The following is a 23,462-nucleotide window of genomic DNA, read 5'->3' on the forward strand; positions in this document are numbered from 1 at the left end:
CCTTCATCGATGGGGTAGCACCCGACCGTTGGTCGGGTGATTCTTCAGGCGGCACAGAAAAATCCGTGCGCGCCGTGGCCGCTGCTATCAAGGTGACAACCACGCCTCGATGGCAGCGACGCCGGCGCGGACGCCGTTCTCGGCCGTCATCGCCTGACCCAGCGCGCTGGCGCGGTCGCGGGTATCGGCATGCTCTGCAAAGGCGATCGCCCGCTGCAGTGTCCTGGCGTCCAGGCGCTTCGGCGACAACGCCGCCGGTGCCACGCCCAGCTCGCGCAGCCGGGCCGCCCAGAAGAACTGATCTGCGGCGAACGGCATCACCAGCGACGGCACCCCGGCCCGGCAGGCCGAGTGCGTGGTGCCGCTGCCACCGTGGTGGATGACGAGCGAGCAGCGCGGGAACAAGGCCTCATGCGGGGTCGGCCCGATCACGAACACATTGTGCGGCAAGGGAGCGCTGGGCAACCCTGCCCAGCCCGGGAACAGCAGTACCCGCCGCGGCGCCAAGGCCGCCAGCAGCGCGGGCAGCACCTGGTCGCGATCGAAGCCGGTCATGCTGCCGAACCCGAGGTAGACCGGGGCGGGGCCGGCGTCCAGGAAGGCCTGCAGGGCCGGCGGCGGCTGCCAGCCGTGCTCCGATGCTCGCCACTGGCCGCAGATTCGGTGGTTGGCGGGCCAGTCCGGCGGCGGGGGCAGCAGGCTGGGCGAGATGCCGTACAGCATCGGTAGATCCCGCCAGGGCGAGGCGCGCCGCGGCATGCCCAATGCCCGTCGCGCGGCGTTGATCGGACCGCGGAAGGTGCGCCATACCGCCTGGTTGACCAAGGTGTAGCTGAGGCGATTGAGCGCGCCGGGCAGGCGCAGCCGTGGCAGGAACGGAGAGGGGAAGCCGGCGGTCGGGGTCAGCGGAATCATCCCGGTGCCGATCACCGGCAGCCCATGGTGTTCGGCCACGGCCAGGCCCACGAACGCGGCCAGCCCGCCGGTCAGCACCACATCGCACCCGGCGGCGGCCGCGTCGGCCTGGCGCATCCAGCCGGGCACGTGCCGTTGCGCCATTCGCGCCAAGCCCCGCGAGGCCGCAAGGCGGGCGTTGCCGCGCGACACCAGCGCCACCACCTCGTCATGGATGTCGCCCTCCAGCGCGGCATGCGGGACGCCCAGCTGGCGCGCGGTATCCAGCGTGCCGCGCTCGGCCAGCAGCAGCACCTCATGGCCGGCGCCGATCAGCCCATGACAGAGCATCACCAGCGGGCGGGTGTCGCCTTCGGTGCCGTAGGTCAGGGCGAGCAGCTTCATGAAAGGCCGCGGGCGAGGGGGAGGGGAGGCGTTGGGGTCATCTATTCAGTCCGGGTTCGATGCCCGGGCAGCCTAGCGGAGGGGCCGTCATGGAACCGGCATGGCTCCGCCGGGCCATGCCAGCTTGCCGCAGGCCCTTCAAGCGGGCATAATGCGCGGCTCGCTGTGTCCAAAAACCTTTGGATCGGTGGCCGGGAACACGTCATCCGGCCCGCCCTCGACAGCGTAACCCTTTGATTCTCATGACGTGTGGCGGGAAACCGCCGAGGCCGCCGTCGCCCGGGCTATGGGCTGACAACTACTTTATCGAGGTGCGCAATGTCCCGCGTATGCCAAGTTTCCGGCAAGCGAGTGCAGACGGGTAACAACGTCTCGCACGCCAACAACAAGACCCGTCGTCGTTTCCTGCCCAACCTGCACGAGCGCCGCTTCTGGGTTGCCAGCGAGAACCGCTGGGTCAAGCTTCGTGTTTCCGCGCATGCCCTGCGCACCATCGACAAGAACGGCATCGACTCCGTTCTGGCTGAGCTGCGTTCGCGCGGCGAAAAGGTCTGAGGAGTAAACGATCATGGCAGGCAAGCGCGATAAGATCCGTCTGATTTCGACGGCCAACACTGGCCACTTCTACACGACGGACAAGAACAAGAAGAACACCCCCGGGAAGATGGAATTCCTGAAGTACGATCCGGTCGTGCGCAAGCACGTCCTGTACAAGGAAGGCAAGATCAAGTAATCCGCGAGGATGCTTGAGCTTCCCGAAAAAACCCGCCCCTCGTGGCGGGTTTTTTCATGCGCCGCGCCCGGGCCCGCACCCGGCATGACCGGTTGCATGCAGCGACCCATGGCAGAATGCGGTTCCCCTCCCGACGGGCGACGCGATGCTGTTCGAGTGGCTGCTGGGTTCGTGGTTGTTGATGCTGGATTGGCTGATCCGGCTGGCCGCGCTGTTCTGGATTCCCAGCCGCACCACGCCCGGTGCCGCGCGCAGCTGGCTGCTGCTGGTCGGCTTCGTGCCGCTGCTCGGGCTGCCGCTGTACCTGCTGTTCGGCCACCCCTGGCTGTCGCGCCAGCGCGTGCAGCGCCAGGCCGAGGCGTCCCAGGTGATCCGAGAGGAGCAGGCCCTGCAGCCGCCGCTGCGCTGGACCCCCGCGCCAGATACCGCCACCGCCGAGATCGTGCCGCTGATCGAGCGCCAGGGCGATTTCATGCCCATCCATGGCAACGCGGTGGATCTGCTCAATGACTACGATGCCTCGCTGCAGGCGCTGATCGAAGACATCGACCAGGCGCGCGAACGCGTCCACCTGCTGTATTACCTGATGTTCGACGATGCGGTCGGTGAGGCCATCGTGCAGGCACTGCAGCGCGCCGCGGCGCGTGGCGTGCACTGCCGGTTGCTGCTGGATGCTGTCGGCGCCAAGCGCGGGCTGCGCCACTATCGCCACCGCCTGCAGGCGATCGGCGTGGATGTGCGCGCGATGCTGCCCGGTGGCCTGCGCTGGCGCCGCAGTGGCCGCATGGACCTGCGCAATCACCGCAAGATCGCGGTGATCGACAACCGCGTCGGTTACATCGGCTCGCAGAACCTGGCGCGGGCGCAGTTCGTGGCCGGGTTCCCGAACAAGGAACTGGTCGCGCGCGTGCGTGGGCCCGTAGTCGCCCATCTGGAGGCCGTGTTCGCCAGCGACTGGTACATGGAAACCGGACAGCGCCTGGATGTGTTGACCGCAGTGCCGGTGTGCTCGGCCGATGTCCCGACCCAGCTGCTGCCCAGCGGCCCGGCGTATCCCTTCAGCAACGCGCGTGATGCGGTGAACGCGCTGATCCATCTGGCCCGGCGGCGGATCGTGCTGGTCACGCCCTATTTCGTGCCCGACGAAGCGACCTTGAGCGCGCTGCGCATCGCCGCGCTGTCCGGCGTGCAGGTGCAGCTGATCCTGTCGGCCAGCACCAACCAGCGGCTGACCTCCTGGGCGCAGGAGGCCTACTACGACGAGCTGCTGCGCAGTGGCGTGCGCATCGCGCTGTACGCACCCAACTTCCTGCACGCCAAGCACCTGACCGTCGATGAGGATATCGCGCTGGTCGGCTCGATCAATCTTGATATCCGCTCGTTCGCGCTCAATGCCGAGATCGGCATGCTCTGCTACGACGCCGGCATGGTGCGCCAGCTGGCGCAGATCGAAGCGGACTATCTGGAGCAGTCGCGTCAGCTGGATCTGGCGACGTGGCGCCAACGTCCGGCCTGGAAGCGCAGCCGCGAAGGCATCGCGCGGCTGGCCGATGCCTTGATGTAGTCCGCTGTGACGCACGTGGACGGCCGGTCCACGTGCATCGCCTACAATCGGGGCATGACTGCGTCCGATACCCATCGCCAGTGTGATCTGGCCATCGTCGGCGGCGGCGCTGCCGGCGTCCTTGTCGCACTGCAGGCGCTGCGCCATGCCGAGCGGCCGTCACGCATCGTGCTGTTTGAGCCGGCCTCGGTGCTGGCCGAAGGCATCGCCTACGCCACTCCGTGGCCCGAGCATCTGCTCAATGTGCCGGCCGGCAAAATGAGCGGGCTGCCGGACCAGCCCGCGGATTTTCTCGATTACCTGATCGACAGCGAGGCGATCGCCGATGTGCCGCGCGAGGTGCTGGCCGAACAGTTCGTGCCGCGCCGCCATTACGCTGCCTACCTGCGCCAGCGCCTGGAACAGGCGCGCGAACGCAGCGTGGCGGTGCTGGAGGTGGTCGAACAGCCGGTCTTCGCGCTGGTTCCCCACGCACAGGGCGTGCAGCTGCGGCTCGATGACGACGTGACCTGGAGCGCACAGCGCGTGGTGCTGGCCTGCGGCAACAGCATGCGCCCGCTGCCGGTGCCCGGTGCCGACGCACTGCCGCCCGCGCAGGCGGTGGAAGCCTGGGATTACGACGGCGTGCGTGTTCTGGCCGGCGATGACGATCTGGCCATCATCGGCTCGGGCCTGAGCATGGCCGACAGCGTGGTCGCCCTCGCCGCCGCTGGTCACCGTGGGCGCATTTTCGTGCTCTCGCGTCATGCGTTGCTGCCGTTGCCGCAGGCGCATGGCGCATCCGTCACCTTCGATCCGCAGCCACTGCTGGCGATGTCGCTGCGCCAGCGCATGCGGGAGCTGCGTGCGCAGGCCGATGCCGCCGTGGCGCGGGGCATTCCGTGGCAGAGCGTGATGGACCGCATCCGGCCGATGGGCCAGGCGCTGTGGCTGAGCTTGAGCGAGGCCGACCAGCGCCGTTTCCTGCGCCACGTGGTGCGCTATTGGGACGTACACCGCCACCGCATCGCCGAATCGGTGCACGCCCAGGTGGCCGAACTGGAGCGTCGTGGCCAGCTGCAGCGCCACCGCGCCCGCCTGGACACGCTGCTGGTGCAGGAAAGCGGGCTGCAGCTGCACGGCCGCAGCCCGGACGGTGGCCTGCCGCCATTGACCGTGGCCGCGGTGATCAATGCCACCGGGGTGGAGACGCGCGCACTGTCCATGCGCAATCCGCTGATCCGGCAGCTGCTGGCCGACGGGCATGCCCGCCCGGGCCCGCATGGCCTGGGCCTGGATACCACGGAGGAGGAGGGCGGCCTGATCGACGGTCGTGGCCAGCCGCAGCCGGCGATCCGGGTGGTCGGCAGCCTGCGCATCGGCACCCTGTGGGAAAGCCTGGCGATCCCGGAGCTGCGGGTGCAGGCCGAACAGGCCGCGCGACGCAGCCTGGGCTGACGGCGACATCCTTCCCGGGGCCGCGCAACCAGCCGCAGAGCCACCTCATGCCTCCCTTTCGAAATCTGCATTGGTGATGGGGTGGAGACGGCTCTAGGCTCGTGTGTTTCACAGAGGGAAATGCCCATGTCGTCCAGCCCCGACCGGACCGCCACCCCTGCCCCTGCGAGGGCCACGCTGCGCGCACTCACCTTGCTGGGCGCCATGCTGGGTCTGGCCGCCTGCCATCGTCAGGCACCTGCTGATGGCGCTGTTGCGACCGCTCGGGGTGCCGAGGCAGCGGCCGCCGCCACCGCGCTGGGCGACATTCCCGCCTGTCCGGCGGGTGCGAGCGTGATGGAGGGATGGAACGATCGTGCCCCGCCGCGGCGTATCTTCGGCAATACGTGGTACGTGGGCACCTGTGGCCTGGCGGCCGTGCTGGTGACGTCCGATCAGGGCCATGTGCTCATCGATGGCGGCACGACACCGGCTGGCCCGCTGATCGAGGCCAATATCCGCACGCTGGGCTTCGACCCGCGCGACGTGACGTACCTGCTGAACTCGCACGAGCATTACGATCACGCCGCCGGCCTGGCGCATCTGCAGGCGGCCACCGGTGCACCGCTGCTGGCGCGGGCCCCTGCCGTGGCCACCCTGCGCAACGGCAGAAGCGACCGCAATGATCCACAGTACCTTGAGGAAGGCGCGGCATTTCCACCGGTAGCGCAGGTTCGGGCCATCGGCGATGACGAGGTCGTCCGCGTCGGTCCGCTGGCATTGACTGCCCACGCCACCCCGGGCCATACGCCGGGCGGAACCAGCTGGACCTGGCGTTCATGCGACGCTGGGCGCTGCCTGGATATCGCTTACACCGACAGCGTCAGTGCGATCTCCGATGCGCAGTACCGCTATATCGATCACCCGCGGATGGTGGAGGCCTTCCGGCGCGGCCTGGACCGCTTGGCCGCGCTTCCCTGCGACGTGCATGTCACGCCGCATCCACTGGGCAGCGACCTGTTCGCCCGTCTGCAGGACGACGCGGCCTCTCCGCTGGTCGATGCCGGCGCCTGCCGCCGCTACGCACAGCAGGGGCGCATCAACCTGGACAAACGGCTTGCCGAGGAAGCGGCCGGACGCGCGCCCTGACGCAGGGGCGGCCCGGAGGGCGTAAAATGGGGACATGGATGTTTCCCACTTGCTCGACGGGTTGAACCCCGCCCAGCGCGAAGCTGTGTCCGCCCCGCCCGGCCACCATCTGGTGCTTGCCGGTGCCGGTTCCGGCAAGACCCGCGTGCTTATCCACCGCATCGCCTGGCTCAATGAAGTCTGCGGCGTGCCGACCCATGGCATTTTTGCGGTCACCTTCACCAACAAGGCCGCCGGGGAGATGCGTCACCGCATCGACCTGCAGCTGCCGCAGGGCAGCCGCGGCGCCTGGATCGGCACCTTCCACGGCCTGGCCCACCGCCTGCTGCGCCTGCATTACCAGGACGCCAAGCTGCCCGACAGCTTCCAGGTGATGGACTCGGACGACCAGCTGCGGCTGGTCAAGCGCGTGGTCCAGCAGCTGGAGATCGACGACGGCAAGTTCCCGCCGAAGCAGATCGCCTGGTGGATCAACGAGCAGAAGGACGAGGGCCGCCGCCCACAGCACATCCAGCCCGAGCCGCATGATGCGTGGCTGGAGACCATGCGCCAGGCCTACGCGGCCTACCAGGAGCGCTGCGACCGTGCCGGCCTGGTCGATTTCGCCGAGCTGCTGCTGCGCGCGCATGAACTGCTGCGCGACAACCCGGCCCTGCTGGCCCACTACCGTTCGCGCTTCCGCGAAATCCTGGTGGACGAGTTCCAGGACACCAACGCCATCCAGTACGCCTTCGTGCGCGTGCTGGCCGGCGACAGCGGCCACGTGTTCGTGGTCGGCGACGACGACCAGGCCATCTACGGCTGGCGCGGCGCCAAGGTCGAGAACGTCCAGCGCTTCCTGAAGGATTTCCCGGGTGCGCAGACCGTGCGCCTGGAGCAGAACTACCGCTCCACCGCCAACATCCTCGGCGCGGCCAATGCGGTGATCGCGCACAACCCGGACCGCATCGGCAAGGAGTTGTGGACCGACAGCGGCGATGGCGATCCGATCGATCTGTACGCGGCCTACAACGAAATGGACGAGGCGCGTTACGTGGTCGAGCGGGCGCGCCAGTGGGTGCGCGATGGCGGCAGCTACGGCGACGTGGCCGTGCTCTACCGCAGCAACGCACAGTCGCGCGCGTTCGAAGAAGCACTGCTCTCCGAGCAGGTGCCGTACCGTGTGTATGGCGGCATGCGCTTCTTCGAGCGCGCCGAAATCAAGGACGCGCTGGCATACCTGCGGTTGATGACCAACCGCAACGATGACGCCGCCTTCGAACGCGCGGTCAACACGCCGACGCGCGGCATCGGCGACCGCACCCTGGATGAAGTGCGCCGGTTGGCGCGCGCCCAGGCGATCTCGCTGTGGGAAGCGACCATGCTGACCACCCAGGGGAATGCGCTGGCCGCACGCGCACGCAACGCGCTGGCCGGTTTCCTGGTGCTGGTCAATCAGCTCCAGGCCGAAGCGGACACGATGACCCTGGCCGAACGCATCGACCACGTGCTCATGCGCTCGGGCCTGCGCGAGCACTGGTCCAAGGAAAGCCGCAACGCGCTGGACTCGGAATCGCGCGCGGACAACCTGGACGAACTGGTCTCGGTGGCCTCGCGCTTCGTGCGTCGCGAGGATGACGTCGAAGAAACCCAGGACATGAGCGAGCTGGTCGCCTTCCTCGCCTACGCCTCGCTGGAGGCTGGCGAAGGCCAGGCCCAGGCCGGCGAAGAGGGCGTGCAGTTGATGACGCTGCACGCCGCCAAGGGCCTGGAATTCCCGCTGGTGTTCCTGGCCGGCATGGAAGACGGCCTGTTCCCGAGTGCACGCTCGCTGGAAGAAAGCGGCCGGCTGGAAGAAGAGCGTCGCCTGGCCTACGTGGGCATCACCCGCGCGCGCCAGAAGCTGGTGCTCTGCTACGCCGAATCGCGCCGCATCCACGGCCAGGACAACTACAACGTGCCCTCGCGTTTCCTGCGCGAGATCCCGCGTGAGCTGGTGAACGAAGTGCGCCCCAAGGTGCAGGTCTCGCGCGGCACCTCGCTGGGCGCCAACCGGGTGATGGGCCATGCGGCGCTGGAAGCACCGCCGCTCAAGCTGGGCGCGATGGTCAACCATCCCAAGTTCGGCGAAGGCATGGTCACCGACTACGAAGGCAGCGGCCAGCACGCCCGCGTGCAGGTGGAATTCATCGAAGCCGGCAGCAAGTGGCTGGTGATGGCGTATGCCAACCTGACGGTGATCTGATCACCGTCGGGGGCCGGGAATTCCTGTAGAGCCGAGCCATGCTCGGCTCCTCAACAGCGGTCGATCGTCAGCCGGTGGTGAACGTCTCCACGGCTGCCACCACCCCGGCGCGTTCCATCAGCTCTTCATGCTGACGGTTTTGGATCAGCACGTAGCGCCCTTCCTCCGGCGACAGCACTTCGATCACCTCGTCGCGATAATTGGTGATCTCGATGAAGCCATCGCTCACTCCGTTGAGGTTTTCGATTTCGGCCATCAGTGTCTCAAGACTCACGATGGCCCCGTCCTTGTCCGCTCCGCCGCCAGTCCGGGGGTTGTCGAAATACAGGCTGATTTTCGGTTGCCTGATCCTGCGCCAGTTGTTGACGTCGACGATGTGATGCGTGGACCACTTGAAATCCTCTTCTGATTCGTTGCCGCTGAACTCGCACTGGAAGATCGGCAGACACAGGAACAGGTCGGTTCGATTCGCACTGCGGTTCAGGAGCCCGTGATACGTGCTGGGAACCGCTATCGCGTGGGTGAATCCATAGATGTTTGGTGGAATAGCAAAAATCGTCGGTTTGTCATGAGGCAGGTGGGACGGAGCGCTCAGCCCTACGCTGGAAGCGAACTGCGGATCATGGATGTCCTTCGAGGTGATCGCCAGATCATGCCCGTCGGCGTTTCGCAGGCAGCAATAAAGCGTGTACGTCGCAACGACGTATTTGCCAACGTAGCAACCATGGGCTTCGCCGACCTCGCCAAATTCCCTCAACAGCTCATCTCTGGTGATCATGGTTATCTGGACGGTGGGGAAGCCCATGATGGCTGTCGGAACCTTCGTCAGCAATGCAATTTGTTTAGATTGTCCTGTGGGGTCAGATCCCTTTTCCGATGGAAAAGGAATCTGCCCCCGATTACGCTGCGAGCCATGACCCGCAACGTACTTTTCCTTTGCAGCCAGAACCGCCTGCGCAGCCCGACGGCCGAGCAGGTATTTGCCGATTGGCCCGGTATCAAGACCGCCTCGGCAGGGCTGCTGGCCCACGCCGAGGAAGTGCTCAGTCCGGAACTGTTGCAGTGGGCCGACCTGGTCTTCGTGATGGAGAAGGCGCACCGCAACCGGCTGTCCAGTCGCTACAACGCATGGCTGGGCGGCAAGCGGGTAATCTGCCTGGATATCCCCGACGACTACGAGTACATGGACCCGGTGCTGGTGGAGTTGCTCAAACGTAAGGTGGCGCCGTTCCTGCGTTGACCGCGCTGTTGTAGCGCCGAGCCATGCTCGGCTGCTTACTGCCGAAAGGCAGTCGAGCACCGCTCGACTCTACACATGGGAGCCGGCCAGCGGCCGGCACTACAATGGGCGGCATATCTTTCGCGCAGGCCCCCGCCATGACCGATTCGCCGCTGCACGTCACCGTGAAGTTGAACGCCAAGCTTCAGCCCGAGCATCGCCACGAGCTGTTCGAAGATCCGCTGGATGCCCTGCTGGGCACTGCCGAACTGGGCGAGATCACGGGCGGTGGCACCGCGCTGACCGACGACGGCGAAGTGGACTATGGCGATATCGAGATCGCGTTGAACGATCCGGCCTCGCTGCCCGGCGTGATCGAGCTGCTGCAGCAGCTGGGTGCACCCAAGGGCTCGCTGATCCAGCGCGAAGGCGTTGCCGATCAGCCGTTCGGTGTCACCGAGGGCCTGGCGTTGTACTTGAACGGCACCGACCTGCCCGATGAGGTCTACGAGCAGTGCGATTCGAACTACGTGTTCGAGCAGATCGTCGAGCGTATCGAAGGCCACGGCGAGATCTGCAGCTGGTGGCAGGGCCCGACCGAGACGGCGCTGTATCTGTATGGCGCCTCGTTCGACACGATGCACGAGCGTATCGCCGACCTGCTGGCGAGCTACCCGCTGTGCCAGGGCGCGCGCGTGGTACGCACCGCCTGATCGATCAACACGCCGGCGCGTGGCCTGCCGCATAGCGCAGGCCACGGCGCAGCTGCGCGCGCACATTCGGGTCGGCATACACCGCCGCGTCGTGGCCCAGCCCGGTATACCAGCTGCGGCCGCCATCGAAGGGCCGGCACCAGGCGATGGGATGATCGGCACCCATGGTGCCGCCGTCGTAGCGCGATTCGTCCACCGTCGCGATGACCTGCACCATCCCACGGGGATTGCGCCGGTAGTTGTAGAGCTCATCGCGGATCGGCCAGGCCACTCCGGAAGCCTTCCCGTCCCGTTCGGGCTGCACCAACGTGTCCTGCAGACCTTCCGGGTGTTTGTGGAACCACGCGCCCACCAGCTCGCCATACCATGGCCAGTCGTACTCGGTGTCCGCGGCAGCGTGCACGCCCATGAAACCGCCGCCGTTGCGGATGAACTGCTCCATCGCGGCCTGCTGCGTGGCATCGAGCACATCGCCCGTGGTGTTGGCGAAGACCACGGCGCGGTAGCGGGCGAGGGTGTCGGCGCGGAAGTCGCGCGGGTCCTCGCTGTGGTCCGCCCTCAATCCGGCCTCGGTGCTCAGCTGGCGCAGCGTCGCCACGGCCACTGGAATCGAGTCGTGGTGGAACTTGGCGGTGCGGGTGAAGATCAGGATGCGGTCGGCGCCGGGTGGGGCGGCAAGCCCGGCCATCGGGAGCAGGAGCAGCGAACACAGCAGGGCGATGAGCAGTCGGCGCATGCGCGGAGTCTGTCACGGGCCGTGGCGCCTGGCGTCCTGCGCTGCAGCACGGGCAACGCATGCGCGCGCGATCGGGCAGGGGGCGGGGCAGGCGGCCACGCTTCATCCCGGATCCTCCCCGGCTCATCCCGGATTTCACGCGCTTCGTCGCGTGCCGCTTGTCGCTTCCAAGGGCGGCGCCCAGAGTCTGCCCCTGTCCGCTGGGAGCGCACTCGTGAACAAGGGAATTCCGTATCTGCTTGCTGCACTGGTCCTGCTGACGTGGTCGGCAGGCTGGGCCGAGCCGGTGCTGGCCCTGGTCCACCACGCGCAGAGCTGCCTGGCCGGCGGCGGCGACTTCGATCTGCTGCGCCTGCGCTGCCAGCCACAGCCCAGCGTGGTGTGCATCGGCCCCGCAACGTTGTGGTTCTGGCTGAGCGGCGTCGTCTTCGCGGTGGTGGCACTGCTGGGCACACGGCGTGGCGCACGCTGACACGCGCGTGGGCAACCGGCATCATCGGGCTCTGTCTGATGGAGGCCACATGGGTCCGAGCGAAAAGGAAAAGATGCTGTCCGGGATGCCGTATCGTCCGGGCGACCCGGAACTGCAGGCCGAGATGGCGGCGGCCAAGGTCTGGATGGTCCGTTACAACGCGGCCCTGGCCGAAAGCCCGGCCGTGCGCCGCGCGCTGTTGCGCGAGCAGCTCGGTGCGGTCGGCGAAGGCGCGGTGATCCGGCCGCCGTTCCACTGCGATTACGGCAGCAACATCCGCCTGGGCCAGGGCGTATTCCTCAACTACAACTGCGTGATCCTGGACGTGGCCGAGGTCAGCATCGGCGATGGCACCCAGATCGGCCCGGCGGTGCAGATCTATGCGGCCGACCATCCGCGCGATCCGCAGGCACGCGCGCAGGGCCTGGAGTCGGCCAGGCCGGTGCGCATCGGCCGCAATGTCTGGATCGGCGGCGGCGCGATCATACTGCCCGGCGTAACCATTGGCGATGACGCGGTGGTCGGTGCCGGCAGCGTGGTCACCCGCGATGTACCGGCCGGTGCGACGGTGGTGGGCAACCCGGCACGGGGAGTGACTGCACGCACCCACGGCGATTGATCCAGCTCAAGGCACCGCGTCCACATCGGGTGTGCAATGGTGATGTTCCCATTGCCACCCCAAGGAGCTCTGCCATGTACAAGCGCATCCTGATCGCCACCGATGGTTCGGAGCTGGCTGAAAAAGGCCTGGCCAAGGGCCTGGAGCTGGCCAGGGACCTCGATGCCGAGGTCGATATCGTGACCGTCTCCGAACCGTGGGCGGTGGGCATGTACGACGCCATGGGCTGGAGCGTGGGCTACATGAACACGCCCGAGTACAAAGCCGACCGCGAAGAGACCGCGCAGAAGGTGCTGCAGCCGGCCAAGGCCGCCGCCGAGGCGCAGGGACTGCGCACCACCACCGTGCACGTGCTTGACCGCTATGCCGCCGACGGCATCATCGATACCGCCACTGAACGCGGCAGCGACCTGATCGTGATGACCTCGCATGGTCGCCGTGGCGTTACCCGTGTGCTGCTCGGCAGCCAGACCGCCGAAGTGCTGGCACGCAGCACCGTACCGGTACTGGTCATCCGGTAATGGGGAAAGCGGTAGTGCCGGCCGCTGGCCGGCTCCCAGGTTGGCCTGATGCACGCGCAGCCGGCCAGCGGCCGGCACTACCTCCCCTTCGTCGCAAAGCGTGCGCGTCCGATCAGTCGCGCAGCTTCAACGTCTGCGATTCATCCAGCGTGCCATCGGGCTGCAGCACCACATAGCGCTCACCGTGGCGGTCGAACAGTACCGGGATCGGGTCGCGGAACAGCGGGCGGCGCACGAAGCGCAGCTGCCAGCCGAAATGCTCCAGCGTTTCCACCGCCTGGCGCTGCTCCGCCGTCAGGCCGGCGCGCAGTTCAGCCGGGTTCGGGGCAGTGCGGCGTTCGGGTGTGGTCATCGAGCGTAGGCGTGCAGGGACGGGCGTGTTGCCCCGGCCACCGCGTGCGGACACGGGGCGGCCGGGCGCACAACGCCGCGGTTCACCAGCTGTAGAGCTTCCAGTAGACCGGCGAGACGCCGTCCTTGTCACTGTCCATGCGGCCATCGCCGTTCTGGTCATACATGTAGAACGGGGCACCGCGCGACGGGGTCACCTTGACCATCCGCAGCTGGCCACCCACCCGGTATTCCTCGATGGTGTCGCCGTTGTCCTGGACCGTCTTGACCACGTCGGCACCGGTGACATCGACCGGGGGCCTGCCGCCGCCACCGGTGGCACAGCCGGCCAGCGCGAGCAGGCCTGCGAGCAACAGAATCTTCATGGGCCGGGAGTCCTTGGGCGAAGAGGGCCTGATTATGCCCGATGGATCGTGAGCCCGGTGCCGACGACGGTCAGGGCCGGGCGCGTAGAATCGTCGCATGAGCCGATTAGTCCTGATTGACGGGTCCAGTTACCTGTATCGCGCGTTCCACGCGCTTCCGCCGCTGACCAACGCACACGGTGAACCCACCGGCGCGTTGTTCGGTGTGGTCAACATGCTGCGCGCCACCCTGAAGGAGCGCCCCGAGTACGTCGCTTTCGTGGTCGATGCGCCCGGCAAGACCTTCCGTGACGACCTGTACGCCGACTACAAGGCCAACCGCCCGCCGATGCCCGACGACCTGCGCCCGCAGATCGAGCCGATGTGCCGCATCGTCGAAGCGCTGGGCCTGAGCATCCTGCGCATCCCCGGCGTGGAAGCCGATGACGTGATCGGCACGCTGGCCCTGCAGGGCCACCGCGATGGCCTGCAGGTCACCATTTCCACCGGTGACAAGGACTTCGCCCAGCTGGTCCGCCCGGGCATCGAGCTGGTCAACACCATGACCGGCAGCCGCATGGATTCGGACGCGGCGGTGATGGAGAAGTTCGGCGTGCGTGCCGACCAGATCGTCGACCTGCTGGCGCTGATGGGCGACGCGGTGGACAACGTGCCGGGGGTGGAAAAGTGCGGCCCCAAGACCGCCGCCAAGTGGCTGGCCGAGTACCAGCACCTGGACGGCGTGATCGCCGCAGCCCCGACCATGAAGGGCAAGATCGGCGAAAACCTGCGCGCGGCGCTGGAGCGCCTGCCGCTCAACCGCGAGCTGGTCACGATCCGCACCGACGTGCCGCTGGAAGTGACGCCGCAGACGCTGCCGCTGCGCGAGCCGGATGTGCCCTCGCTGAGCGAGCTGTACCTGCGCTACGGTTTCACCCAGGCCCTCAAGGAGCTGGGCGGCCCGGTGCCGGCCCCCGCCGCCGCCAGCGATGCCCCGGTCAGCCTGCGCGGCACCGCGGCCGGCTACGCCCGCGGCACGGCGGAGGAGGCGGTGGTGCCGGTCGACCCGGCGCTCTCCGCCCCCGGTGAGTACGAGATGGTGCTGACCACTGAACAGCTGGACGCCTGGGTGCAGCGCCTGGCCACGGCCGAACTGATCTCCTTCGATACCGAGACCGACGCGCTGGACGCCATGCGCGCCAACCTGGTCGGTATCAGCCTGGCGGTCGAGCCGGGCCGGGCGGCCTACATCCCGGTCGGCCACGATTACCCGGGTGCGCCGGCCCAGCTGCCGCGCGAGCAGGTGCTGGCAGCGCTGCGCCCTGCCCTGGAAGACCCCACCAGGAAGAAGCTTGGCCAGCACGGCAAGTACGACCTGCACGTGCTGCGCCGCCACGGCGTGAACCTGCAGGGGTACCACGACGACACCATGCTGGAGAGCTTCGTGCTCAATTCCACCGCCACGCGCCATGACATGGACTCGCTGGCGATGCGCTACCTGGGCTACACCACGATCAAGTTCGAGGAGGTGGCCGGCAAGGGCGCCAAGCAGATCTCGTTCTCGCAGGTGGGCCTGGACGAAGCGTGCCGTTACGCTGCCGAAGATGCCGACGTGACCCTGCGCCTGCACCACGCGCTGCAGCCACAACTGCAGGCCACGCCCTCGCTGGACGGCGTCTACCGCGACATCGAGATGCCGCTGGTGCCGGTGCTGGCGCGGATCGAAGCCAATGGCGTGCACATCGACATGGCCGAGCTGCGCCGGCAGAGCCAGGACCTGGGCTCGCGCATGCTGGCCGCCCAGCAGAAGGCCACCGAGCTGGCCGGGCGCACCTTCAACCTGGATTCGCCCAAGCAGCTGCAGGCCGTGCTGTTCGACGAACTGCAGCTGCCGGCACTGGTGAAGACGCCCAAGGGCCAGCCCAGCACCAACGAAGAGGCGCTGGAGGCGATCGCCGAGCAGCATGAACTGCCGCGGGTGATCCTGGAGTACCGCGGGCTGGCCAAGCTGCGCAGCACCTACACCGACAAGCTGCCGGAGATGATCAACCAGGACACCGGGCGGGTACACACCAGCTACCACCAGTCCGGCGCCGCCACCGGCCGGCTGTCCTCGTCCGACCCGAACCTGCAGAACATCCCGATCCGCACCGAGGACGGCCGCCGCATCCGCCGCGCCTTCGTCGCCCCGCCGGGCCGCAAGATCCTGGCCTGCGATTACTCGCAGATCGAACTGCGGATCATGGCCCACCTCTCCGAAGACCCCGGCCTGGTGCGGGCCTTCGAGCAGGGCGTGGACGTGCACCGGGCGACCGCGGCCGAAGTCTTCAGCCGCAGCCTGGAGGAGGTCACCTCCAACGAGCGCCGGGCCGCCAAGGCGATCAACTTCGGGCTGATGTACGGCATGAGTGCGTTCGGGCTGGCCCGCAACCTGGGCATCGACCGCGGCCAGGCCCAGGATTACGTGGCGCTGTACTTCAGCCGCTACCCGGGCGTGCGTGATTTCATGGAACGGATGCGCCAGCAGGCCCGGGACCAGGGCTACGTGGAGACCCTGTTCGGCCGTCGGCTGTACCTGAACGACATCAACGCCCGCAACCAGGGCCTGCGCGCCGGGGCGGAACGCGCCGCCATCAATGCCCCCATGCAGGGCACGGCGGCCGACATCATCAAGCGCGCCATGGTGAAGGTGGACAGCTGGCTGCTCGACCACAGCGACCAGGCCAAGATGATTCTGCAGGTACACGATGAACTGGTCTTTGAAACCGAAAGTAGTTTCCTCGATACCTTGCGTTTGAAAGTCGTTGAATTGATGTCGTCAGCGGCCGAACTGCGGGTACCGCTGGTGGTGGATGCCGGCGTCGGTGATAACTGGGATGAGGCACATTGAGGCCTGAATCACAGTCAAAAGGCTGAATCGGTTCATTGCGCCACGATAATCTGACTGTTGGATGAATGTTTCCGGGATGAGGGGCGGATTAATTGGGCCCCTTCACGAACTATCAATGTTCGGAGTGCTTTGATAGACCTCGACAGGCGCAATGCCTGTTGTGGATCTCTCCCATCCCCTGGAGCAGATCTCGGAACGGGGGCTCCTCCCCAAGCGCCCGTTCCCCGGCCCCGCTAACCTCCCCCTGGTTGGCGGGGCTTTTTATTTGTGGCGCCGAAAGCAGCCCCTCCGCGCCGCCCGGCCATTGCCTCGCAGCGGGTGCCGGCCCATGCTGGCTGGACCAGTCCGGGGAAAGGCGATGAGCGACCTGTTTGCATTGGCCATGCCGTGGTGGGAATTCATCCTGCGCGCGGTGGTGGTGTACGTGGTGGTCCTGGGCATGGTCCGGCTGTCCGGCAAGCGCGCGCTGGGCCAGATCACCCCGTTCGACGTGCTGTTGATCGTGTTGCTCGGCAACGCGGTGCAGAACGCCCTGCTGGGCCAGGACACCTCCCTGGGCGGCGGCCTGCTGCTGGCGGCGACGCTGATCTCGATCAACTACGGCGTGGGCTGGCTCAGCACGCGCAGCCGACGGGTGGAAACCCTGGTTGAAGGCGAGCCGATCCTGATCGCGCGCGATGGCAAGGTGCTCGATTCCGTGCTCAAGCGCGAACTGGTCACCCCGGCCGACCTGGACGCGGCGATGCGTCAGCAGGGCTGCCTGTCCATCGACGATGTCGCCCTGGCGGTGCTGGAGATCAACGGCCACATCACGATCGTGCCGAAGAAGGGGTAGCGCTCCGGCCGCTGCGGTGCCGCGGCCGGTTACACCCAGTCGCGCGGCACGAGATAGTCGGCCAGACGCGCCTCGTCGCTGCCGGCCTCCGGCTGGAAGCCATACTCCCAGCGCACGCGCGGGGGCAGGCTCATCAGGATGCTCTCGCTGCGCCCGCCGCTCTGCAGCCCGAACAGGGTGCCGCGGTCGTAGACCAGGTTGAACTCGACATAGCGGCCGCGCCGGTACAGCTGGAATTCGCGCTCGCGCTCGCCATACGGCGTGTCCTTGCGGCGCTCGACCAGCGGCAGATAGGCGTCCATGAAGCCGTCGCCGACCGCGCGCAGATACGCAAAATCGCGCTCGAAGTCGCCATGCAGGTCGTCGAAGAACAATCCGCCTACGCCCCGCGTCTCGTTGCGGTGGCGCAGGAAGAAATACTCATCGCACCAGCGCTTGTGCGCCGCATAGCGCTCTTCGCCGAAAGGCGCGCACAGATCGTGCGCAACCTGGTGCCAGTGCCGCACGTCTTCGTCGATCGGGTAGAACGGGGTGAGGTCGAAGCCGCCGCCGAACCAGGACGCCACCGCCACGCCATCGCGCTCGGCGCGGAAGTAGCGCACGTTGGCGTGCGTGGTCGGCAGATAGGGATTGGCCGGATGGAACACCAGCGAGACGCCGGTCGCGCGCCATGACGCGCCGGCCAGCTCCGGCCGGTTCGCCGAGGCCGATGGCGGCAGGCGGGTACCGGCCACATCGGAAAACCCGATCCCGGCCTGCTCGAACACCGCGCCGTCGCGCAGGATGCGGGTACGGCCACCGCCACCCTCCGCACGCTGCCAGAGATCTTCGGCAAAGCGGGCCTGGCCGTCGGCGGTTTCGATCGCCGCACAGATGCGGTCCTGCAGGTCGGTCAGATACGCGCGGACGCGGTCGAAGTCGTTCATGGCGCTACTTTACCGCAGGCCGGTGCACGGCCTGCGTGTGCTCAGTGGCCGCTCTTGCGGTTGCGGTTGCTGCTGTCCTTTGTCGCGGCAGGGGCCTGGGCCGGCGCATCGGCATCGTCGTCCGCCTCGGCCTCGGCGGCCATGCGCTCGGCGATCTGCTCCAGCCCGGCGCTGACCTGCAGCAGGCCCCAGTTGCGGGTCGCGTGCACATCGCAGGCGACGTGGGTGCCGTTGCCGTCCTTTGCGCAGATCGCGGCCATCTGCTCGGGCAGCGCCTCGTCACCGGTGTGTTCGTAGACGCTGGCCAGGTTCTCGCAGCCCTCGCGCACGCCGGCGGTGCACAGCGTCAGATAGAACGGCGACGCCTCGGCCCAGCGGTTGCGCAGCGCCAGCTGATGACCGGCGGCATTGCAGCCCTGCAGCTTGCCGGCCGCGCAGCACGCCTGGGCACCGCCTTCGCGGGCCAGCGTCGGGCAGTCCTGCGGCAGCGGGGTTTCGACGAAGACCACCGGCGCGCTGCACTGCTGCGCCTCGCCGGTGTGTGCGTAGTAGCTGAAGCGGTTCCAGCTGTCCATGCCGATGAGGTTGCCATTGGCCAGGCGCTTGAAGACGAAATCGTCGCCCTGGTCGTGACGTACGCGGATGTCGCCATCGACCAGGCGCGCGCGCAGCTTGCCGCCGAAGCCGCTGTCGATCATGCCGCCATCGCCGAACGGCAGATGGTCCATCAGGCCCTGGCTGGCCACATAGCTGCCGCAGGGCAGGGACGTGGCTGCCACCGGGCTCAACGCCGTGGCGTCCAGCCCCGCCAGCGGGGCGGCCCGCTCACAGGCGCGCGGGTCGTGGCCCCGGGTGCAGGCCCGATGCAGTGCATCGCGGGCGGGAACCAGGCGGCCGGCGTCCCACAGTGCTTCGGCGGCCTTGGCGCAGAACGTGCCGCTGGTCTGTGCCTGGCAGAGCGCGGTGATCTCATCCAGTTGCGCGGCCGGCAGCGGCGAGGCATCGGCGGTGAGGCCGCCGAGCAGAGCCTTGGCAAAGGCTTGGCTCACGGCTTCGCGCGCGGCCTCCAGGCAGGCGTCCTCGTCATACTGAGCGGATTCGGGCTTGCAGACGTCCGGTTCGGGCGGCTCTGCGGCAATGCTCTGTCTCGCGACCACCCTGTCGGCCTCGCGCGCTTCGGTCTGGAAGTTGGCCAGCAGGCGCTTGCAGGCGGCCGGGACATCCTCGTGGCACCACTGGCGGAGGCGGTCGTTGCTGGCGAAAAGCATGTCGTCCAGGCAGGTGCCGATCTCGGCCCGGCAGGACGCAGCGGGGAACACCGTGGCGGGGCGACAGGTGGCGGCCTTCTGCAGGCGGTACGCGTTGAAGCGGTCGCTGAGCAGGCGGCCGCCGTCCTCTACGGTCAGCGCGCCGACGCCGCCATTGTCCAGGTCGGCCAGCTTCAGCTCGTCGCCGAGGCGGCTGAGGAGGTACGGCTCGGGTGCCTGGCCGGGAATCTGCCGCACGCCTTCATTCGCACTGTGCAGGGTCAACGTGGTGCCGGTGTCCTCGGAGACGAACGTGCCGCACACCATCGCCTGGGCGGCTGCGGTCGCGGGCAGGCTGACCGCCGTGAGCAGGGTGAACAGGGTCGTGCGCCAGCCGTGGCGGCGCAGAAGGGGGAGGGAAACGGTCACACCATCATCCTTGCAGGTCGTGCAGCGCACGGTGGCGCTGCGGGGGAAATGTCAGCGGCGGAACAGGGCACGCACATCGGCCGCGCACAGGCGCACGATCAGCCAGCCCTGCAGGACCGCGAAGGCCAGCGCGGTCATGCCGGCAAGGCCGCTGCAGATCACGCGCTGCACGCGCAGTTCACTGCGCAGCTTGAGCAGTTCAATCGACATCGTGTCGTCGGGTATCTGCGCCAGCAGGTGGCCGAACGCATCGTCCAGCAACCACGCGGCGATCACGTTGAGCACGGCGGTGACCGCCAGCAGCACGATGAACAGTGCCCATGCCCAGCGCCAGCGACGCAGCATCCCCCAGCACGCCGCACTGCCCAGCAGGCTGGACATGCACAGCAGCACGTTGGCGAGCACCGGGTGGGTCAGCAGCCAGCGCAGCGAGCCGGGCAGCCAGTGCAGCTCCTCATCGGCCAGCAGCGCCTGCAGCGCCTCCGCGCCCGACAGTGGAATGGCAACCAGGGCCAGGACGGCCCACATCGCGGCCGAGGCCAGGCAGACCAGCAGGACGGACTTGAGCAGGGGGGCGAGAAAGGCAGGGGCGCCATCCCCGCTGGGCCGGGGCATGGAGGAAGGCAATTGCGGGGGAAGCGACGCTGACATCCGGTGTCCTGGTTGGGCAGGCCGCAACGTCTAGGTCGCCGCCACCGCGTTTGCGGCCGCGGGCAGGATATGGTCTGCGCTCAACGGTGCCAAGCGCCGCCCATGCGGCGGGCGCAACGGCACCCAGGCCAGTTCGGCGATTTCCGCCTGTGGCCGCGGCGTCCCGGTGATCGTGACCAGGAACGCGTGGGCCCGTACGCGGTGCCCGGCTTCGTGCACCGCCCACGCCTCGAAGCAGCCCAGCGCCACGGCGCTTCCAGCCACCAGGGTGACGCCGAGTTCTTCGTCCAGCTCACGCGCCAGGGCGGCCAGCGGCGCCTCGCCCGGCTCGGGCTTGCCACCCGGCTGGATGAAGGTCGCCGAGCCCTGTTTGCGCACCACCAGCACGTGGCCACCGGCATCGAAAACGACCGCGGCGACGATATCGATCGTCGCCGCGGCGTGCTGCACGTCAGTGGGCACCGACGTCATCGCTGGCTTACTTCAGGTTCTCTTCGAACAGCTTGAGGATGCGCTTGTACTGGTCCAGCCAGGAATCGGCACGCACATAGCCGTGGCGTTCCAGCGGGTACGGCGCGATCGACCAGTTGTCCTTGTGCAGCTCGATCAGCTTCTGGGTGAGGTTGACCGAGTCCTGGAAGAACACGTTGTCATCCATCATCCCGTGCGCGATCAGCAGGTGGTCCTGCAGGCCGTCGGCGTATTCGATCGGCGACGATTTGCGGTACGCCTCCGGGTCGATGTCCGGGGTGTTGAGGATGTTGGCGGTGTAGCCGTGGTTGTACTGGTGCCAGTCGACCACCGGGCGCAGCGCGGCGCCGGCCTTGAACGTGCCCGGCGAGCGGAACAGCGCCATGAAGGTCATGAAGCCGCCGTAGGAGCCGCCGTAGATGCCGGCGTGGTCACGGTCGCCCTGCTTGGTCTGGACCAGCCAGTCCAGGCCGTCCTTGTAGTCTTCCAGTTCCGGGTGGCCCATGTTGCGGTAGATCGCCGTGCGCCAGTCGCGGCCGTAGCCGGCGCTGCCGCGGTAATCCATGTCCAGCACCACGTAGCCCTTCTGCACCAGCAGGTTGTGGAACATCTGCTCGCGGAAGTAGGCCGGGTACTGCTGGTGCACGTTCTGCAGGTAACCGGCGCCGTGCACGAACATGGCGATCGGGTACTGCTTGCCCGGCTCGAAGGTGTCCGGGCCGTAGTACTTGGCCCAGACCACACCGGCACCGTGCTTGGACGGCACCTGCACCAGCTTGGGCTGGATCCACTCGCGCGCCTTGAACTCGGCGGTGCGGGTGTCGGTCAGCACCTTGGCCTGGCCACCGGCGGCGGGCACCACGGCCAGCTGGGTCGGCAGGTAGGCACCGGAGTACCGCACCAGCAGCTGCTGGCCGTCCGGGGAGAGAGAGAAGTCCTCGACACCGTTGAGCGCGGTCAGCTCACGCACCTGCCTGCTGGCGGTATCGACCGCGCACACTTCGTAATCGCCCGGCGACTGCTGGTTGCACAGGAAGTAGAAGCCACGGCCATCGGCGCTGGGCACCGGCATCGAGGTTTCCCACTTGCCGCCGGTCAGCGCCTGCGGCTTGGCCGTGCCCTGCTGGGTGTACAGGTGCGAGTAGCCGGATTCTTCGGACAGCAGCCACAGCGTACGGTTGTCGTTGGACCAGCCGAAATCGTTGAAGCTCCAGTTGATCCAGGCGCTGTCGGTCAAGCGATGACGCGTCTCCAGCTTGGCGCTGGCCGGGGTCACGCTGGCGATCCAGCGGTCCTTGTTGTCATTGGCGCGCAGCATGATCGCGGCCTGCTGGCCATCGGCGCTCCAGCGGATGCCGGGCGCGCCGGGGCCGCCCAGCACTTCCACCGGGCGATTGCCTTTCAGCGCGTCCTTGCCGGCGGCCTTGCGCAGCGCGGCCAGCGGGTCGGTGGCGATGCCCGGCAGACCGTCCAGCGACAGCGGCTTGACCGTGCCGGCCACGGCATCGACCAGCCACAGCGCATTCGGCTCCGGATCATTGCGGCCGACGCGGGTGCGGGTGTCTTCGAATTCTTCGTAACCCGATTCGGTCACGTATTTGGGCATCTTGCCGCCGCGGCCTTCATCGAAGCTCTTCGGCTTGGTGACCACGATCAGGGTGCGCGCATCGGGCGAGAGCACGCTGTCGACGATCTCCACATCGGCGCCCAGATACACCGGACCCGGCGCACGGGTGCCGTCGGCACGGCGCCAGCTGGCTTCCTGCGCCTTGAGCGCCTCGCGCTGGGCGCGATCGTTGCGCAGCGTGGCCAGGGTGCGCAGCTGCTGCTCGCGCAGGGTGTCGGCCTTGGGCGCGTCGTCCGGGTTCTTTTCGGCCTTCAGGCTGGCGACCTGCTGCACGCCGGCGGCGGCCGTCCAATGGAACCAGTTCTGGCCGGTGCGCCAGATCACGCCGCCATCGCGGGCGAAATTGACCGCGCCGGACTTCTCGGTGCTGCGGGTCAGCTGGGTCAGCGCGCCACTGCGCAGGTCACGCACGAACACATCGCCATTGCGCACGAACGCCGAGCGCTGTCGCGCGCTGTCGTAGACCGGGCTGTCCACATCCAGGGTGCCGCGCTGGTCATCGCCAACCTGCGCCGCCACCCCACCGGCGACCGGCTGGCGGAAGGTGTCGCGCACCGGGCTGCCAGTGCGCTTGAGCTGGTACTCCACCTGCTGGCTGTTCCACGACCACCAGGCGCTCTCGACCGGCGGACCGATCCAGTCCGGGTCGGCCATGGCCTGCTCGATGGTGATCGGCGTCGGCGCCGCATGGGCAGCGCCGCCAAGGGCGGCGAGCAGCAGCAGGGACAAAGGCAGCGTTCTGGGCATTGCGGGCGGCACCAATGAGGAAAACCCGGCAAGCGTAGCAGCCGCAAGGGCCGCGGGAAGGGGCCACAGGTCATGGGCGTGCGCTCATGAGCGACGGCCGGTGGGTCGGGCGCTGGGCCCCCATACCCTTTCCGGCGAATGTCCTCCGGCGTCGGCCTGCGGCCGCCCCCTCCCCCTTTATTTCGCCTCCAAGGGTATGGGGGCCCAGCGCCCGACCCACCTGCGACAAAGTGAAGCAGCGCGTCACCGGGTCGCATGTGCCTTTCACGGATACAGGCC

General features: G+C 67.7%; 23 protein-coding genes. 13 read left to right on the forward strand and 10 right to left on the reverse strand.

Features of this window, described 5'->3' with window-relative positions; genetic code table 11:
• Positions 1-87: 87 nt before the first annotated feature.
• Positions 88-1,299 carry a glycosyltransferase gene (locus ORK51_RS00210; RefSeq protein ID WP_266083407.1) on the reverse strand — a complete coding sequence of 404 codons (1,212 nt, stop codon included), beginning with the start codon at positions 1,297-1,299 and terminating at the stop codon, positions 88-90.
• 318 nt (positions 1,300-1,617) lie between these two features.
• Between ORK51_RS00210 and rpmB the strand changes: the two genes are divergently transcribed.
• The 6 genes from rpmB to uvrD all read left to right on the forward strand — a co-directional run bounded on the left by rpmB (position 1,618) and on the right by uvrD (position 8,385).
• Positions 1,618-1,854, forward strand: coding sequence for a 50S ribosomal protein L28 (rpmB, locus tag ORK51_RS00215; RefSeq protein ID WP_019185625.1), 237 nt, complete (start codon positions 1,618-1,620; stop codon positions 1,852-1,854).
• Between the two features lie 10 nt (positions 1,855-1,864).
• Positions 1,865-2,032 (forward strand): 50S ribosomal protein L33, encoded by a 168-nt coding sequence (gene rpmG / locus ORK51_RS00220; RefSeq protein ID WP_172407465.1) that lies wholly within the window; start codon positions 1,865-1,867, stop codon positions 2,030-2,032.
• Between the two features lie 145 nt (positions 2,033-2,177).
• The gene (gene cls / locus ORK51_RS00225; protein ID WP_070426225.1) at positions 2,178-3,596 is read left to right on the forward strand and encodes a cardiolipin synthase; all 1,419 of its coding nucleotides are present in this window, start codon (positions 2,178-2,180) and stop codon (positions 3,594-3,596) included.
• A gap of 36 nt (positions 3,597-3,632) precedes the next feature.
• The gene (locus ORK51_RS00230; RefSeq protein ID WP_070427492.1) at positions 3,633-5,033 is read left to right on the forward strand and encodes an FAD/NAD(P)-binding protein; all 1,401 of its coding nucleotides are present in this window, start codon (positions 3,633-3,635) and stop codon (positions 5,031-5,033) included.
• Positions 5,034-5,159: 126 nt separating this feature from the next.
• The gene (gene bla / locus ORK51_RS00235) at positions 5,160-6,161 is read left to right on the forward strand and encodes a subclass B3 metallo-beta-lactamase (protein ID WP_216636712.1); all 1,002 of its coding nucleotides are present in this window, start codon (positions 5,160-5,162) and stop codon (positions 6,159-6,161) included.
• 34 nt (positions 6,162-6,195) lie between these two features.
• Positions 6,196-8,385 (forward strand): DNA helicase II, encoded by a 2,190-nt coding sequence (uvrD, locus tag ORK51_RS00240; RefSeq protein ID WP_019185629.1) that lies wholly within the window; start codon positions 6,196-6,198, stop codon positions 8,383-8,385.
• Positions 8,386-8,452: 67 nt separating this feature from the next.
• Here the strand turns inward: uvrD and ORK51_RS00245 are convergent, their stop codons facing one another.
• Positions 8,453-9,190 (reverse strand): hypothetical protein, encoded by a 738-nt coding sequence (locus ORK51_RS00245; RefSeq protein WP_266083408.1) that lies wholly within the window; start codon positions 9,188-9,190, stop codon positions 8,453-8,455.
• A 108-nt stretch (positions 9,191-9,298) separates the two neighbouring features.
• Here ORK51_RS00245 and ORK51_RS00250 point away from each other — a divergent pair, with 108 nt between their 5' ends.
• Positions 9,299-9,625, forward strand: a complete 327-nt coding sequence (locus ORK51_RS00250) for a low molecular weight protein tyrosine phosphatase family protein (RefSeq protein WP_266083409.1) — start codon at positions 9,299-9,301, stop codon at positions 9,623-9,625.
• 137 nt (positions 9,626-9,762) lie between these two features.
• Positions 9,763-10,317, forward strand: a complete 555-nt coding sequence (locus ORK51_RS00255) for a hypothetical protein (protein WP_026070161.1) — start codon at positions 9,763-9,765, stop codon at positions 10,315-10,317.
• A gap of 4 nt (positions 10,318-10,321) precedes the next feature.
• On the opposite strand, the gene ORK51_RS00260 is transcribed toward ORK51_RS00255, so the two are convergent.
• Positions 10,322-11,053, reverse strand: a complete 732-nt coding sequence (locus ORK51_RS00260; RefSeq protein ID WP_070426222.1) for a ThuA domain-containing protein — start codon at positions 11,051-11,053, stop codon at positions 10,322-10,324.
• Positions 11,054-11,267: 214 nt separating this feature from the next.
• Here ORK51_RS00260 and ORK51_RS00265 point away from each other — a divergent pair, with 214 nt between their 5' ends.
• The 3 genes from ORK51_RS00265 to ORK51_RS00275 all read left to right on the forward strand — a co-directional run bounded on the left by ORK51_RS00265 (position 11,268) and on the right by ORK51_RS00275 (position 12,665).
• Positions 11,268-11,525 carry a hypothetical protein gene (locus ORK51_RS00265; RefSeq protein WP_019185634.1) on the forward strand — a complete coding sequence of 86 codons (258 nt, stop codon included), beginning with the start codon at positions 11,268-11,270 and terminating at the stop codon, positions 11,523-11,525.
• Positions 11,526-11,574: 49 nt separating this feature from the next.
• Positions 11,575-12,144, forward strand: coding sequence for a sugar O-acetyltransferase (locus ORK51_RS00270; protein ID WP_070426221.1), 570 nt, complete (start codon positions 11,575-11,577; stop codon positions 12,142-12,144).
• 74 nt (positions 12,145-12,218) lie between these two features.
• Positions 12,219-12,665 carry a universal stress protein gene (locus ORK51_RS00275; protein WP_019185636.1) on the forward strand — a complete coding sequence of 149 codons (447 nt, stop codon included), beginning with the start codon at positions 12,219-12,221 and terminating at the stop codon, positions 12,663-12,665.
• Positions 12,666-12,777: 112 nt separating this feature from the next.
• On the opposite strand, the gene ORK51_RS00280 is transcribed toward ORK51_RS00275, so the two are convergent.
• On the reverse strand, positions 12,778-13,017 hold the full coding sequence (locus ORK51_RS00280; RefSeq protein ID WP_019185637.1) for a hypothetical protein: 240 nt from the start codon (positions 13,015-13,017) through the stop codon (positions 12,778-12,780).
• An 82-nt stretch (positions 13,018-13,099) separates the two neighbouring features.
• A complete protein-coding gene (locus tag ORK51_RS00285; protein ID WP_019185638.1) occupies positions 13,100-13,381 on the reverse strand; it encodes a DUF2782 domain-containing protein in 282 nt (93 codons plus the stop codon).
• 97 nt (positions 13,382-13,478) lie between these two features.
• Between ORK51_RS00285 and polA the strand changes: the two genes are divergently transcribed.
• Positions 13,479-16,250, forward strand: coding sequence for a DNA polymerase I (gene polA, locus ORK51_RS00290; protein ID WP_070426219.1), 2,772 nt, complete (start codon positions 13,479-13,481; stop codon positions 16,248-16,250).
• Positions 16,251-16,608: 358 nt separating this feature from the next.
• Positions 16,609-17,085 (forward strand): DUF421 domain-containing protein, encoded by a 477-nt coding sequence (locus tag ORK51_RS00295; RefSeq protein ID WP_070426218.1) that lies wholly within the window; start codon positions 16,609-16,611, stop codon positions 17,083-17,085.
• Between the two features lie 29 nt (positions 17,086-17,114).
• Here ORK51_RS00295 and hemF read toward each other — a convergent pair whose 3' ends face one another.
• From hemF to ORK51_RS00320, 5 genes are all read right to left on the reverse strand, one after another.
• Entirely contained in the window at positions 17,115-18,011 is an 897-nt protein-coding gene (hemF, locus tag ORK51_RS00300; protein WP_019185641.1) for an oxygen-dependent coproporphyrinogen oxidase, read from the reverse strand.
• A gap of 41 nt (positions 18,012-18,052) precedes the next feature.
• Positions 18,053-19,687 (reverse strand): hypothetical protein, encoded by a 1,635-nt coding sequence (locus ORK51_RS00305; RefSeq protein ID WP_070426217.1) that lies wholly within the window; start codon positions 19,685-19,687, stop codon positions 18,053-18,055.
• 51 nt (positions 19,688-19,738) lie between these two features.
• A complete protein-coding gene (locus ORK51_RS00310) occupies positions 19,739-20,302 on the reverse strand; it encodes a hypothetical protein (RefSeq protein ID WP_070426216.1) in 564 nt (187 codons plus the stop codon).
• Positions 20,303-20,368: 66 nt separating this feature from the next.
• Complete coding sequence (locus ORK51_RS00315) at positions 20,369-20,788, reverse strand: NUDIX hydrolase (RefSeq protein ID WP_070427489.1); 420 nt, start codon at positions 20,786-20,788, stop codon at positions 20,369-20,371.
• Between the two features lie 28 nt (positions 20,789-20,816).
• Positions 20,817-23,183 (reverse strand): S9 family peptidase, encoded by a 2,367-nt coding sequence (locus ORK51_RS00320; protein WP_266083410.1) that lies wholly within the window; start codon positions 23,181-23,183, stop codon positions 20,817-20,819.
• Positions 23,184-23,462: the final 279 nt, after the last annotated feature.

Origin of the sequence: Stenotrophomonas sp. RIT-551, from assembly GCF_026241915.1 — a bacterium.
Classification (GTDB): domain Bacteria; phylum Pseudomonadota; class Gammaproteobacteria; order Xanthomonadales; family Xanthomonadaceae; genus Stenotrophomonas; species Stenotrophomonas bentonitica_A.

Bases quoted from the DNA above. Each gene is read 5' to 3' on its own strand.
- ORK51_RS00210 (WP_266083407.1), bottom strand. From the start codon at position 1,299: ATGAAGCTGCTCGCCCTGACCTACGGCACCGAAGGCGACACCCGCCCG.
- ORK51_RS00280 (WP_019185637.1), bottom strand. From the start codon at position 13,017: ATGACCACACCCGAACGCCGCACTGCCCCGAACCCGGCTGAACTGCGC.
- ORK51_RS00245 (WP_266083408.1), bottom strand. From the start codon at position 9,190: ATGGGCTTCCCCACCGTCCAGATAACCATGATCACCAGAGATGAGCTG.
- hemF (WP_019185641.1), bottom strand. From the start codon at position 18,011: ATGAACGACTTCGACCGCGTCCGCGCGTATCTGACCGACCTGCAGGAC.
- ORK51_RS00285 (WP_019185638.1), bottom strand. From the start codon at position 13,381: ATGAAGATTCTGTTGCTCGCAGGCCTGCTCGCGCTGGCCGGCTGTGCC.
- ORK51_RS00310 (WP_070426216.1), bottom strand. From the start codon at position 20,302: ATGCCCCGGCCCAGCGGGGATGGCGCCCCTGCCTTTCTCGCCCCCCTG.
- ORK51_RS00295 (WP_070426218.1), top strand. From the start codon at position 16,609: ATGAGCGACCTGTTTGCATTGGCCATGCCGTGGTGGGAATTCATCCTG.
- ORK51_RS00275 (WP_019185636.1), top strand. From the start codon at position 12,219: ATGTACAAGCGCATCCTGATCGCCACCGATGGTTCGGAGCTGGCTGAA.
- ORK51_RS00260 (WP_070426222.1), bottom strand. From the start codon at position 11,053: ATGCGCCGACTGCTCATCGCCCTGCTGTGTTCGCTGCTCCTGCTCCCG.
- rpmB (WP_019185625.1), top strand. From the start codon at position 1,618: ATGTCCCGCGTATGCCAAGTTTCCGGCAAGCGAGTGCAGACGGGTAAC.
- bla (WP_216636712.1), top strand. From the start codon at position 5,160: ATGTCGTCCAGCCCCGACCGGACCGCCACCCCTGCCCCTGCGAGGGCC.
- polA (WP_070426219.1), top strand. From the start codon at position 13,479: ATGAGCCGATTAGTCCTGATTGACGGGTCCAGTTACCTGTATCGCGCG.
- ORK51_RS00270 (WP_070426221.1), top strand. From the start codon at position 11,575: ATGGGTCCGAGCGAAAAGGAAAAGATGCTGTCCGGGATGCCGTATCGT.
- ORK51_RS00320 (WP_266083410.1), bottom strand. From the start codon at position 23,183: ATGCCCAGAACGCTGCCTTTGTCCCTGCTGCTGCTCGCCGCCCTTGGC.
- cls (WP_070426225.1), top strand. From the start codon at position 2,178: ATGCTGTTCGAGTGGCTGCTGGGTTCGTGGTTGTTGATGCTGGATTGG.
- ORK51_RS00255 (WP_026070161.1), top strand. From the start codon at position 9,763: ATGACCGATTCGCCGCTGCACGTCACCGTGAAGTTGAACGCCAAGCTT.
- uvrD (WP_019185629.1), top strand. From the start codon at position 6,196: ATGGATGTTTCCCACTTGCTCGACGGGTTGAACCCCGCCCAGCGCGAA.
- ORK51_RS00250 (WP_266083409.1), top strand. From the start codon at position 9,299: ATGACCCGCAACGTACTTTTCCTTTGCAGCCAGAACCGCCTGCGCAGC.